We start from the raw sequence: 12,239 nt of genomic DNA, 5'->3' as shown, positions 1-12,239 counted from the left end.
TAATAAGTTAATAATCAATCATATAAATAGAATAAAAACAGGAGTGGGATAGTAAAAAATATAATGCGTCTGCCCTGTTATTGCCTAATATTACTTCGTTCCACTATAGTTGTCCGCAAGAGACACTATGGTGGAACGAAATAAAAGTGACTAATGAAATATATCCTGTTAGGTAAGCGGTGGGAAAGAAGTAGTAAGTAGTCAAGTAGTAAGTAGTTACCTACTTGCCTACTGAATAATCCGTCAGAACATTCATTGTGATTCTGCAAACTTTTTTGTTCCTTTGCAGAGAATTCCTAAAACCACAGTCTATGAACCTGTTTGATCTCAATTTAACGCTGCCTATTTCTGATCCGACCTGGGTATTCTTTTTGGTACTGATAATCATTCTTTTTGCTCCGATGATTTTGGGGCGTCTCCATATACCTCATATTATAGGCATGATTCTGGCAGGTGTGCTGATTGGCGAACATGGCTTTCATGTGCTCGACCGTGACAGTAGTTTCGAACTGTTCGGCAAAGTAGGACTCTATTATATCATGTTCCTTGCCGGTCTTGAGATGGATATGGAGGATTTCAAGAAGAACCGGACAAAAAGTTTCGTGTTCGGCTGGCTCACTTTTCTGATTCCTATGGCGTTGGGAATATGGAGTAGTATGAGTATGCTGGGGTACGGTTTTCTCACGGCAGTGCTGTTGGCAAGTATGTATGCTTCCCACACCTTAATTGCCTATCCCATTATTAGTCGTTATGGACTGTCGCGTTTGCGCAGTGTCAATATAACCATTGGTGGTACTGCTGTCACCGTCACCCTTGCTTTGATTATTCTTGCCGTCATAGGAGGCATGTTTAAGGGGACTGTCGATGGCTGGTTCTGGGTATTTCTTGTGGCAAAAGTGGCTTTCCTCGGATTCCTGATTGTATTCTTTTTCCCCCGTATCGGACGCTGGTTCTTCCGGAAGTACGATGACAGCGTGATGCAGTTTGTGTTTGTGCTGGCGATGGTTTTCCTCGGAGGAGGATTGATGGAATTTGTAGGGATGGAGGGAATTTTAGGAGCTTTTCTGGCCGGTTTGGTATTGAATCGCCTGATTCCTCATGTATCTCCTTTGATGAACCGGTTGGAATTTGTGGGAAATGCGTTGTTTATTCCCTATTTCCTGATTGGTGTCGGAATGATTATTGATGTAAGAAGCCTGTTTACCGGAGGTGAAGCATTGAAGGTAGCTGTTGTGATGACAGTGGTGGCAACCTTTAGTAAATGGCTGGCTGCCTGGATCACACAAAAGATCTATCGGATGCAGTCGAATGAACGGAGCATGATATTCGGTTTAAGCAATGCGCAGGCCGCAGCTACGTTGGCGGCAGTGTTGATCGGTCATGAAATCATAATGGAGAATGGAGAGCGGTTGCTGAATGATGATGTCTTGAACGGTACGGTAGTGATGATACTTTTCACTTGTGTCATCAGTTCTTTGGTGACCGAACGTTCGGCCCGTCGTTTTGCTTTGGATGAAAATGTGCAAGCGGAAGAAGAAGCTAAACAGATAAATAAGGAACAAATCTTGATTCCGGTCGCTAATCCGGAGACGATTGAAGATCTGGTCAATCTGGCTTTAGTGATAAAGGATGCCAAGCAGAAGAATGCATTGGTTGCGTTGAATGTTATCAACGATAATAATAGCTCGGAGAAAAAAGAGCAGCAGGGCAAACGTAATCTGGAGAAGGCTGCCATGATTGCCGCTGCCGCTGATGTGCCTGTTACGATGGTGAGTCGTTATGATTTGAATATTGCTTCGGGGATTATCCATACGATCAAAGAGTATGAGGCTACGGATATTGTGATCGGTTTGCACCGGAAGGCAAATATTGTCGACTCTTTCTTCGGACATCTGGCTGAAAGTCTGCTGAAAGGTACGCATCGTGAAGTGATGATTGCCAAATTCCTGATGCCTGTTAATACCCTGCGTCGAATCAATATTGCCGTTCCGCCGAAGGCTGAATATGAATCGGGGTTCTCTAAATGGGTGGAACACTTCTGCCGTATGGGAAGTATCTTGGGCTGTCGGGTGCATTTCTTTGCCAATGAGCGTACGTTGATGCGTATTCAGCAACTTGTGAAAAAGAGACATGCAGGTACCCCGACAGAATTCTCCATATTGGAGGAGTGGGAGGATCTCTTGCTGTTGACAGGGCAGGTGAATTACGACCATTTATTGGTAGTTATCTCTGCCCGTCGCGGATCTATCTCTTATGATCCCTCTTTTGAGCGCCTGCCGGCACAATTAGGAAAATATTTCTCTAATAATAGTTTGATAATCCTGTATCCCGATCAGTTTGGCGAACCGCAGGAAATTGTGTCATTCTCCGATCCTCGTGGACATAATGAGTCTCAACATTATGAGAAGGTCGGCAAATGGTTCTATAAATGGCTAAAGAAAAACTAATGGAAAGATACGACTGGCAACAGAGAACGGAACTCCTGTTAGGGGAGGAAAAGATGGAGCGCATCCAGAGCGCGCACGTCTTGGTCGTGGGACTGGGTGGAGTAGGTGCTTATGCCGCCGAGATGATCTGCCGTGCAGGTGTCGGGCGGATGACGATTGTAGATGCCGATACGGTGCAGCCTACCAATCTGAACCGTCAGTTGCCGGCCATGCATTCCACGTTGGGGAGGACGAAAGCGGAGGTGTTGGCAGCCCGTTATAAAGATATAAATCCGGCGATTGAGCTGACTGTCCTGCCTGTTTACCTGAAGGATGAAAATATACCGGAACTGCTGGATGCCGATAAATATGATTTTATAGTAGATGCTATTGATACGATCAGTCCGAAATGCTTTCTGATTTATGAAGCGATGAAACGTCGTATAAAGATTGTCTCCAGTATGGGGGCAGGGGCGAAGAGTGACATCACCCAGGTTCGTTTTGCCGATCTTTGGGAGACGTATCATTGCGGTTTGAGCAAGGCGGTACGGAAGCGTTTGCAGAAGATGGGAATGAAACGGAAACTTCCGGTGGTGTTCAGTACGGAACAAGCCGATCCGAAGGCCGTACTGCTGACGGAGGATGAGCAGAATAAGAAATCGACATGTGGAACAGTCAGTTATATGCCGGCCGTGTTCGGGTGCTATCTGGCTGAATATGTCATTAAACGATTATAAGGCTATGATGATAAAACTAGAAGGGATTACGAAGAGTTTCGGCTCATTACAGGTGCTGAAAGGCATTGATCTGGAAATCAACAAAGGAGAAATTGTTAGTATTGTAGGCCCGAGCGGTGCGGGTAAAACTACGTTATTGCAGATAATGGGCACTTTAGATGAACCGGATGCAGGTGTGGTACAGATTGACGGAACAGTGGTGAGCCGGATGAAAGAGAAAGAACTATCCGCTTTTCGTAATAAGAATATTGGTTTTGTTTTCCAGTTTCACCAACTACTGCCGGAGTTCACGGCATTGGAAAATGTGATGATTCCCGCCCTAATTGCCGGGGTGTCTTCCAAAGAGGCGCACGAACGCGCTGTGAAGATTCTGGATTTTATGGGACTGGTTGACCGGGCTTCTCATAAACCGAACGAATTGTCGGGAGGGGAGAAGCAGCGGGTAGCGGTAGCGAGGGCTTTAATCAACGATCCGGCAGTTATTCTGGCAGACGAACCATCCGGTAGTCTGGATACACATAATAAAGAAGATTTACATCAACTGTTCTTCGATTTGAGGGACCGTCTGGGGCAGACTTTTGTCATTGTGACGCATGACGAGGGGCTTGCCAAAATTACGGACCGGACCGTTCATATGGTGGATGGTATGATTAAAAAAGATTAATTAGAGAACCTAATTTCTAAAAATGTATACCAAAAAGGTAGAGCCTTGCAAGTGTTCTATCTTTTAGTTATATATTTATAGTCGCTTCTCTACGGAAGTCTGTGAAGATGATAGTAGAGTGTTTGTTTTGTTTGTGTGTGATGCATTCTTGTCTGGTGTGATAGGAATGCATCTTTTTTTTATTAATTATAACAAATGTAGGGCTCTAACCGTTCAAGATCAATAGGAGTGAACTCCTCGTAAAGAGATAATTGCTTCAGACTTTTTAAGGATCCTTTCTTTTTCCGATATTCTATGATAACCTTTGCTTGGTAGTAGTTTATGTAGGGATGATGCAGCATTCGTTCCATACCGGCTTTATTTAAATTGATACGGCGTGTCTGCTGGATGTCAATGGAAAACCACGGACGGAGTTTCTCTGCCTTTAGATGAATCTCCTGTAACTGCTCTATTCGGAAAAAGCCTCCCAGCCGTTCGCGGTAATTCACCATCATCCGGGCAATGCTGCTTCCGATTCCCGGAATCTTTTTCAGTTCGGTGGTATCTGCGGAGTTGAGGCTGATGATGGTTCCGGGGAGATATTTCATGAGTGTGTCCCGTTGTACACTTTGTGCGGTTAATAATCGTACCGTATCCTTTGAACTGAAATCTTTTGTAATTTGGATATAGGGATAAAGAGTCCGGTATTGTTCTTCGGTTAGACCATAAATCTTCCGGAAATCCTCCGGATGGCGGAATTTGCCTTGTTTATTACGATAATGCAGGATATTCTTTACCATCCGGGAAGGTAGTCCGAGTGACAGGAGAGTGGTGGAGTCTGCGGTGTTCGGGTCGAATATCGCAAGCTTGATTTCCCTTTGAGGGGATGATTGAAAAGAAGGACCGGACTTTTGGTGAGGTTTGGTTTCCCGGAGGACAGAAATAAAGTCGTTGTATTCTTTATCGAACTTCTCATTCTCTTTGCAGTCGGTATCTTCAGCGTGCGTGAAAAAGGAGAAGAGTTTAGGAGCGGCATATACTCCTAAAATAAGAACGACAAGGACGATAATGCCTTGTCGTTCAGTTTTAGTATAATAAAGGAAGTCTTTCCACATTATAGCTTGATCAATCCCAGTTCATTGATAAATATCAGTGAGATGGCGATTGGCGCGATATATTTTAATATAAAGATAATGAGTTTGTATACCGGTATCTTTAATGAACCGTCATTGGTAATCTCTGACCATACAATCTTCTTGTCCAGATACCATCCGGTGAAGAGCGAAATACACAATCCGCCAAGTGGTAACATGATTTTAGCTGTTAAGAAGTCGAAGAGATCGAACAGACCCAGTCCGAAAATAGTAAATCCTTTCATGACTCCCAGTGATAATGAACAGAATATTCCGAGGAAGATACAACCGCCGGTGACTAACCTTGCTGCTTTTCCACGGGAAAGCTTGAACTCCTCATGTAAATAAGCGGTTACTACTTCGTGCAAGGAAATGGTGGAGGTTAAAGCAGCCATTGCCAATAACGCGTAGAACATGACAGAGAATATATATGCCAGTATGGGGACTCCGCTGAATGCCTGTTGGAATACATTAGGCAGTGTGATAAAGATCAGGCTCGGACCTGAATCAGGTTGTATGCCTACTGAAAAAGCAGCCGGGAAGATGATAAAACCGGCTAGTATCGCCACAAAGGTGTCAATGATTCCTACGCTGAAAGCTGTTTTAGTCAGGTTGGTTTCTTTACTGAAATAGGAGGCGTATGTACAAAGACATCCCATTCCCAAGCTCAAAGAGAAGAAAGCCTGTCCCATGGCACTCAAAAACACATTCCCGTCCACTTTGCTAAAGTCTGGCTTGAGCAGGAATTCAATGCCTGCACCGGCTCCCGGCAGAGTAACCGAGCAAACTACCAGTATGAGGATAATGATAAATAAGGTAGGCATCATGATTTTGGAGGACTTTTCGATTCCTTTTTCCACTCCTTTCACGATGATGAAATGCGTGATTAACAAGAAGGCTACCAACCATACAACCGGTCTCCACGGACTACTGGAGAATTGCTGGAAAGAAGAGATGAATTCTCCGGAGTTTTTTCCGGCAAAGCCGTTGGTCGCAGCTTCAAGAATATATTCAAGCGTCCAGCCTGCTACTACAGCATAATAACTAAGTATCAGGAAACCGGCCAATACTCCCATGCGTCCTACCCAACGCCAATGTGTTCCAGGGGCTAATTTCTGATACGCTCTTGCTGTGTTGGCTCTCGAACGGCGTCCTATCAGAAACTCGGCAATCATAATAGGTAGTCCCAGAAGAAAGATGCAGCCTAAATAGATCAATATAAATGCCGCACCTCCATGATTTCCCGTTTCATAGGGAAACCTCCATATATTACCCAGTCCGACTGCAGAGCCGGCAGAAGCGAGTATGACCCCTAATTTACTGCCGAAGTTCGCTCTATCATTTTTTGCCATAAATCTTGTTTTATCTTACAAATCGTTATAAAATGCACGTATAAAATGCAAATATAGAAAATGATACTTATATTTGCACGATAATTGTAATATTATTTAGATATGCTATCTTATATTAAGAAATATCCGATCTCGCTTTTTATTATTCTGACAGTGATTTATCTGTCGTTCTTTAAACCGCCTAAGACGGATTTAAATGAAATTCCCAACCTCGACAAACTGGTTCATGTCTGTATGTATTTGGGTATGTCGGGCATGTTGTGGCTGGAATTTCTGCGTGCGCATCGCAGGGACAATGCTCCGATGTGGCATGCGTGGGTAGGTGCATTCTTCTGTCCTGTACTTTTTAGTGGTTGTGTGGAATTACTGCAGGAGTATTGCACTACTTACCGGGGAGGAGACTGGTTGGATTTTGCAGCTAATACTACGGGAGCGATTCTGGCTAGTTTAGTGGCCTATTATGTCGTACGACCGAGGATGATGAAGGCTGATTGAAATTTGCTGGCTAGAAGGATTTTCAGGCACGGATTACGCGGATTACACGGATTTTAGAATTAGCATTTATAAAGCGACCGTGTAATCCGCGTAATCCGTGCCTGAAAAAATAGTATAATTATAAGTATTCTACCGTTGAACTAAGTTTGATTCCATTGGAACCTTTAATTAGAATGGTATATCCTTTAGGTTTGTCTGCTTGCAGATTCTTTATAACTTCCTGCGCATTGGCGTAAGTTTTAAAAGAATGTTCGCTTGCGGCAAACAGTTCTCCTACGAGCCATACTTTCTCAAAACCACTTTCTTTGATGTAATCAACGATTTTCTGATGTTCGGCCGGGCTTTCAGCACCCAGTTCGCGCATATCTCCTAATATGAGCATCTTGTGAGGGACTGTCATGTTCCGGAAGTTTTGCAAGGCAGCCATCATACTGGTCGGGTTTGCATTATATGCGTCGATGATCAGCGTGTTATCTTTTGTCTTTTTAAGTTGAGAGCGATTGTTTTGTGGTGTATACCCTTCCAAAGCTTCGTTGATCTTCTTTGCTTCCACTCCGAAGAAACGTCCGATGGTGATGGCAGCCAGGGCATTCGGGAAATTATATTCTCCGATCAACTGTGTGCGAACCTGATGGCGTTCACCGTCCTTACCGGCTTTCCATTCGAAAGCGAGATAAGGTGAATTGCCGGTGATTCGCCCGTTAACATAGAGATCCTCTTCTGTTCCATAAGGAATCAGGTTCAATCCCTGTGAGATATTCATCAAATAGGTGTTATCGTGATGGATAAAGGTAATGGCGTCTTTCTTACGGAGGAAATCGTACAATTCTCCTTTAGTCTTAATCACTCCTTCGAAAGAACCGAATCCTTCCAGATGAGCCTTGCCTACGTTGGTGATAATGCCATAATCCGGTTCGGCTATTTCGCAAAGAAACTTGATTTCTCCCGGATGATTGGCACCCATCTCGATGACAGCAAGGTCATGTTCCGGCTTCAATCGTAGCAGAGTGGTCGGTACACCGATGTGATTGTTGAGATTACCTAAGGTATAAAGCACATTATGAGCTTGGCAGAGAACGCTGGAGATTAACTCTTTGGTGGTCGTCTTTCCGTTAGTTCCGGTAATGCCGATCACTCGCGTCCCGAGTTGGCGGCGATGATAGTTGGCAAGCTGCTGCATTGTTTGCAGACAGTTGTCTACAAGTATATATCGTTGATCGCCTTCTATGGCATATTCGGCCTCATCGATAACGGCAAATGCGCATCCGGAGTCCAGCGCTAACTTAGCAAATGCATTACCGTTGAACGACTCACCTTTCAAGGCGATAAATAAAGAACCGTCCGGGCAGTTCCGGCTATCAGTAGTAACTGATTGGCAATCCAGAAAAATCTGGTAAAGAGCAGAAAGTTTCATAACCTGATCTTTTATTTAAAACGTTGCAAAGATAGGCTATTCTTTCGGATTTGACGGGAGTTCGGACAGATTTTTACTTAGGCATATACCAAAGGAAGAGTCAGTATCATCCGACATCCGTCCGTATAGGAAGAATCGATCCGGAGGCTGCCTCCTAACTTCTCGGCGATACTCCGGCATATCGGAAGTCCGAGACCGGTTCCCTGTGTGAAAGAATCCATTTTGTAGAAACGTTGAAATACTGCCTCCTGTTGATTTGTCGGGATGCCTGTTCCTGTATCGGTGACACTGATTTCAATTTTCTTTTCAGCTTCCAGTATGGAATAAGCTATGCGAATACTGCCGTGAGTCGTGAATTTAGCGGCGTTATGCGCCAAGTTGTTCAACGCTTGTGATATACGTTCCGAATTACTGCGTATGAGCAGGTTTTCTCTTGCAGGCTCGAACAGGACTTCCACTTCTTTCTGCCTGTTGTCTTTGGCCACTTCAGAGGCAAGTTGACAGATCGTATTCATGTCTGTTTCATCATCTGTGGGCAGTTGTTCGTATTGATCCAGTTCGGACAGAGCGAGCACATCAGTGACCAGTCGGAGCAAGTCGTTACTGTTGCTCTTGATAATATTGACAAATTCCTGTGTTTCCGGATTGTTGCTATAGTGATCGCTTAACACCTGCGAGAAGCCTACAATGGAGTTGAGCGGTGTACGGATTTCATGAGTCATGCTTTGGATGAATGTGGTTTTCATCCGGCTGTTTGCTTCCGCTATATCCTTCGCTTTACGTAATTCTTCCCTCGATACAGTAAGTTCTTCATTTCTTGTTTTAAGTTCCGCTTCCGAAACTTTCAGTTTGCGTTTCAGGAAGTTTTCTCTATAAAGGAATAAGAAAAGAACGCCTAATAAAATAATCAATGAGATAATCAATGTTGTTTTATTATGCAACTCTTTTTCCTGTGTCTGGAGCGTTAGTTCTTTCTTTTCGGCATTGAGCTTCTCAACGTTTAGCAAGGTGGCGAATTCGCTGCTGGCTACTTGCTCATTGGCTATTTTTAAAGAGTCATCTGCGTTGATATACATTTGCAGAAATTTGACTGCCATGTTCATATTCCCCATCTTTTGGTAGATTTCTCCCTGTGTGCGATAGTGGTTGCTGCTAAGTATGCTTTCACTTAAACGGCGCTCTTCCTTTTCTTGCCTTTCTGCAGCTTCCAGTGCTTTTTGATATTGCCTGGTCTGCTGGTAGTATAAACATTCTATATTATATAGCCTTTTTTTGATCGATTCCAGTCTTTTATCCTGTTCGAATGCGGCCTGGCATTCCTTCAATATTTTTTCGGCTGCCTGAAAGTCACCAAACTTACTGTAGTAGTTTACGTACTCCAACTTGGCAGATATTTGCTGTGTAGAAGAATTGGCTGTTGCAACGGCCTTTTCCATAGCTTCCAATGCTTCTTTTTGTTTTTCCCGGCTGATGTAATAGTTGGCTATCTGGGCATAGGTCTGGGAAATGTTATAGTTTTCGATATTGTATTTTTCAGTCAGTTCGATTTCTTTCAACCGCCATTCACCCGCCATCGAATCGAATCTTTTGATGGTGTAGATTTGTGACATGATATTGTAGCAACGGGACAGACCGGTTTTGTCATCCTCTTCCTGTGCTTCTTTTAACATCTTTTGCACTTCATAAAGTGCTATGTTTGTTCTGCTTGTTTTTAGATAGTAAGTGATTAATCTGTTCGCCCATGCAAAATAATAATATTTAGGCTGATGGGTGGCTTTGGCGAATTCTTTTACTTTGTTGGTATAGTAGATTACGCTATCTTCATGGGTCCCCTGGAAATAATAGTAATCCAGTTGGGTGGCTATGGCTACTGCCTGCATTCGTTCATCATGCCGTTCACCGGCCATTCTGAACAATGTGTCGGACATGTTAAGCACAATAGGATCTAACAAGTATTCTTGACAACGTTGATAATATTCATAGAGAGTAGAGTCAACATTGAAAGTTTCAGCCTCTTTTTGAGCTTTAGCAGTAGTGGCAAAGGGCAAAATGAGGAAAAGAAATCCTACGTGAAATAGGGTTAATCGGCTCATGGTATGAATTTTTCGGTTTCTTCTATAGTTTGCAAATATACGTTTATTTCTTCTTTTTAGTACGAATACTTGCTTTTTTTATCTACATTTGTAGGCGATCTAAAAGGAATGTTGTCAATGATGAAACCTATATCTCCTACTTATATAAATGTAAAAGGGCGGTTGCTCGATCTTGCTACTCCGCAGGTGATGGGAATTTTGAATGTTACTCCCGATTCTTTTTATTCCGGCAGCCGGATGCAGACTGAAGAAGACATTGCTGCCCGGGCGCGGCAGATACTTGATGAAGGTGCTTCGATTATTGATATAGGAGCTTATTCTTCACGGCCGAATGCCGAACATATTTCTGCTGAAGAAGAGATGGGCAGACTGCGTACCGGTCTGGAAATTCTGAACCGTAATCATCCGGAAGCCATCATTTCTGTTGATACTTTCCGGGCTGATGTAGCGGAAGAATGTGTGAAAGATTATGGAGTTGCTATTATTAATGACATAGCTGCCGGTGAAATGGACCATCGGATGTTTCAGACAGTCGCCGACTTGGGAGTGCCCTATATTATGATGCATATGCAGGGAACTCCCCAAAGTATGCAGAAAGAGCCGTCTTATGATAACCTGATTAAAGACATTTTCCTGTATTTCGCTCGTAAAGTGCAGCAACTTCGCGACTTGGGAGTGAAAGATATCATTCTCGATCCGGGATTCGGATTCGGAAAAACGTTGGAGCATAATTATGAACTGATGGCACATCTGGAAGAGTTCCATATATTCGAGCTTCCCGTTTTAGTGGGAGTTTCGCGGAAATCAATGATTTATAGATTATTGGGGGGAACCCCGCAAGATTCATTGAACGGGACAACCGTATTGGACACTGTTGCGTTAATGAAAGGAGCACACATCCTGCGTGTACATGATGTGCGTGAGGCGGTGGAAGCTGTCCGGATCACAGAGAAATTAAAAATAGAGAGTGGATATGACAAATAAGAGGAGGGTGCATGTTTTTTGAGTTTGGCATAAAAGATTTTATCGATATTCTGCTGGTGGCTTTTGTTTTGTACTATACCTACAAACTGATGAAAGCTTCCGGTTCTATAAAGGTATTCACCGGTATCCTGGTTTTTATCCTGATCTGGCTGGTGGTGACTCAAGTGTTGGAGATGAAGCTGTTGGGCTCTATTTTCGACACATTGATGAATGTGGGTGTGATAGCGTTGATTGTTCTTTTTCAAGATGAGATACGCCGTTTCCTTTTGACTTTGGGATCTCACCGTCATGTCAGTGCATTGGCACGTCTCTTTAGCGGATCGAAAAAAGAGTCGTTGAAGCACGATGATATCATGCCCGTGGTAATGGCCTGTTTAAGCATGGGCAAACAAAAAGTCGGCGCATTGATTGTCATTGAGCATAACACTCCTTTAGATGAAGTCGTTCGTACGGGCGAATTGATTGATGCGGCAATCAATCAGCGTTTAATCGAGAATATCTTTTTTAAGAATAGTCCGTTGCACGACGGAGCGATGGTCATCAGCAAAAAACGTATTAAGGCAGCGGGATGTATTCTTCCTGTGTCCCATGATTTGAATATACCGAAGGAGCTTGGCTTGCGGCATCGCGCAGCGATGGGAATTTCACAGCAATCGGATGCGCATGCCATTATTGTTTCAGAAGAAACAGGTGGTATCTCCGTAGCCTATCGCGGACAATTCTACCTCCGCCTGAATGCGGAAGAACTGGAAAGTCTATTGACAAAAGAAAACTGATTTTATATTGGTAAGGCAATGGTCAAACAATGATGGTCATTTTATGACCATCATTGTTTGACCATTGTTGTTTTATCTGCTATTTGGCGCTATTTTGCTTTATTTCCAACCCTTTTTGAATGATAATTATGCCCTCCTTTTTAGGTGAATCGCCTACCTTTGCCGTATACTATTAAAATTCTATTT

10 protein-coding genes are annotated in these 12,239 nt (G+C 43.5%); 6 read left to right on the top strand and 4 right to left on the bottom strand.

Going from position 1 to position 12,239, the window contains the following annotated elements:
• Nucleotides 1-311: 311 nt before the first annotated feature.
• The 3 genes from I2I13_RS17390 to I2I13_RS17380 are packed head-to-tail and all read left to right on the top strand — an operon-like array spanning nucleotide 312 to nucleotide 3,827.
• Nucleotides 312-2,447 (top strand): cation:proton antiporter, encoded by a 2,136-nt coding sequence (locus I2I13_RS17390; RefSeq protein WP_148364005.1) that lies wholly within the window; start codon nucleotides 312-314, stop codon nucleotides 2,445-2,447.
• Nucleotides 2,429-3,163: a ThiF family adenylyltransferase gene (locus tag I2I13_RS17385; RefSeq protein WP_195650103.1), complete on the top strand. Its 735-nt coding sequence runs from the start codon at nucleotides 2,429-2,431 to the stop codon at nucleotides 3,161-3,163. The genes I2I13_RS17390 and I2I13_RS17385 overlap by 19 nt, the downstream gene beginning before the upstream one ends.
• Nucleotides 3,164-3,170: 7 nt before the next feature.
• Nucleotides 3,171-3,827: an ABC transporter ATP-binding protein gene (locus I2I13_RS17380; RefSeq protein WP_148364243.1), complete on the top strand. Its 657-nt coding sequence runs from the start codon at nucleotides 3,171-3,173 to the stop codon at nucleotides 3,825-3,827.
• 182 nt (nucleotides 3,828-4,009) lie between these two features.
• Here I2I13_RS17380 and I2I13_RS17375 read toward each other — a convergent pair whose 3' ends face one another.
• Nucleotides 4,010-4,921 carry a helix-hairpin-helix domain-containing protein gene (locus tag I2I13_RS17375; RefSeq protein WP_195650102.1) on the bottom strand — a complete coding sequence of 304 codons (912 nt, stop codon included), beginning with the start codon at nucleotides 4,919-4,921 and terminating at the stop codon, nucleotides 4,010-4,012.
• Entirely contained in the window at nucleotides 4,921-6,291 is a 1,371-nt protein-coding gene (locus I2I13_RS17370; protein ID WP_195650101.1) for a sodium-dependent transporter, read from the bottom strand. The genes I2I13_RS17375 and I2I13_RS17370 overlap by 1 nt, the downstream gene beginning before the upstream one ends.
• Nucleotides 6,292-6,393: 102 nt before the next feature.
• Between I2I13_RS17370 and I2I13_RS17365 the strand changes: the two genes are divergently transcribed.
• Nucleotides 6,394-6,786 (top strand): VanZ family protein, encoded by a 393-nt coding sequence (locus tag I2I13_RS17365; RefSeq protein WP_148364001.1) that lies wholly within the window; start codon nucleotides 6,394-6,396, stop codon nucleotides 6,784-6,786.
• A 118-nt stretch (nucleotides 6,787-6,904) separates the two neighbouring features.
• Here the strand turns inward: I2I13_RS17365 and murF are convergent, their stop codons facing one another.
• Both murF and I2I13_RS17355 read right to left on the bottom strand, forming a co-directional pair.
• Nucleotides 6,905-8,200: a UDP-N-acetylmuramoyl-tripeptide--D-alanyl-D-alanine ligase gene (murF, locus tag I2I13_RS17360; protein ID WP_195650100.1), complete on the bottom strand. Its 1,296-nt coding sequence runs from the start codon at nucleotides 8,198-8,200 to the stop codon at nucleotides 6,905-6,907.
• Between the two features lie 77 nt (nucleotides 8,201-8,277).
• On the bottom strand, nucleotides 8,278-10,293 hold the full coding sequence (locus I2I13_RS17355) for a HAMP domain-containing sensor histidine kinase (RefSeq protein ID WP_148363999.1): 2,016 nt from the start codon (nucleotides 10,291-10,293) through the stop codon (nucleotides 8,278-8,280).
• Between the two features lie 117 nt (nucleotides 10,294-10,410).
• On the opposite strand from I2I13_RS17355, the gene folP reads away from it, so the two are divergent.
• Both folP and cdaA read left to right on the top strand, forming a co-directional pair.
• Complete coding sequence (folP, locus tag I2I13_RS17350) at nucleotides 10,411-11,277, top strand: dihydropteroate synthase (RefSeq protein ID WP_195650099.1); 867 nt, start codon at nucleotides 10,411-10,413, stop codon at nucleotides 11,275-11,277.
• Nucleotides 11,278-11,288: 11 nt separating this feature from the next.
• Nucleotides 11,289-12,053 carry a diadenylate cyclase CdaA gene (gene cdaA / locus I2I13_RS17345; protein ID WP_148363998.1) on the top strand — a complete coding sequence of 255 codons (765 nt, stop codon included), beginning with the start codon at nucleotides 11,289-11,291 and terminating at the stop codon, nucleotides 12,051-12,053.
• Nucleotides 12,054-12,239: the final 186 nt, after the last annotated feature.

The organism is Bacteroides sp. D55t1_190419_B8, assembly GCF_015558905.1.
Lineage (GTDB): Bacteria > Bacteroidota > Bacteroidia > Bacteroidales > Bacteroidaceae > Bacteroides > Bacteroides vicugnae.
This window is presented reverse-complemented; position numbering and strand designations above follow the sequence as displayed.

Excerpts from the sequence above, each read along its gene's own strand:
- I2I13_RS17370 (WP_195650101.1), bottom strand. The coding sequence starts at position 6,291 with ATGGCAAAAAATGATAGAGCGAACTTCGGCAGTAAATTAGGGGTCATA.
- I2I13_RS17385 (WP_195650103.1), top strand. The coding sequence starts at position 2,429 with ATGGCTAAAGAAAAACTAATGGAAAGATACGACTGGCAACAGAGAACG.
- folP (WP_195650099.1), top strand. The coding sequence starts at position 10,411 with ATGATGAAACCTATATCTCCTACTTATATAAATGTAAAAGGGCGGTTG.
- I2I13_RS17355 (WP_148363999.1), bottom strand. The coding sequence starts at position 10,293 with ATGAGCCGATTAACCCTATTTCACGTAGGATTTCTTTTCCTCATTTTG.
- I2I13_RS17365 (WP_148364001.1), top strand. The coding sequence starts at position 6,394 with ATGCTATCTTATATTAAGAAATATCCGATCTCGCTTTTTATTATTCTG.
- I2I13_RS17380 (WP_148364243.1), top strand. The coding sequence starts at position 3,171 with ATGATAAAACTAGAAGGGATTACGAAGAGTTTCGGCTCATTACAGGTG.
- I2I13_RS17390 (WP_148364005.1), top strand. The coding sequence starts at position 312 with ATGAACCTGTTTGATCTCAATTTAACGCTGCCTATTTCTGATCCGACC.
- I2I13_RS17375 (WP_195650102.1), bottom strand. The coding sequence starts at position 4,921 with ATGTGGAAAGACTTCCTTTATTATACTAAAACTGAACGACAAGGCATT.
- cdaA (WP_148363998.1), top strand. The coding sequence starts at position 11,289 with ATGTTTTTTGAGTTTGGCATAAAAGATTTTATCGATATTCTGCTGGTG.
- murF (WP_195650100.1), bottom strand. The coding sequence starts at position 8,200 with ATGAAACTTTCTGCTCTTTACCAGATTTTTCTGGATTGCCAATCAGTT.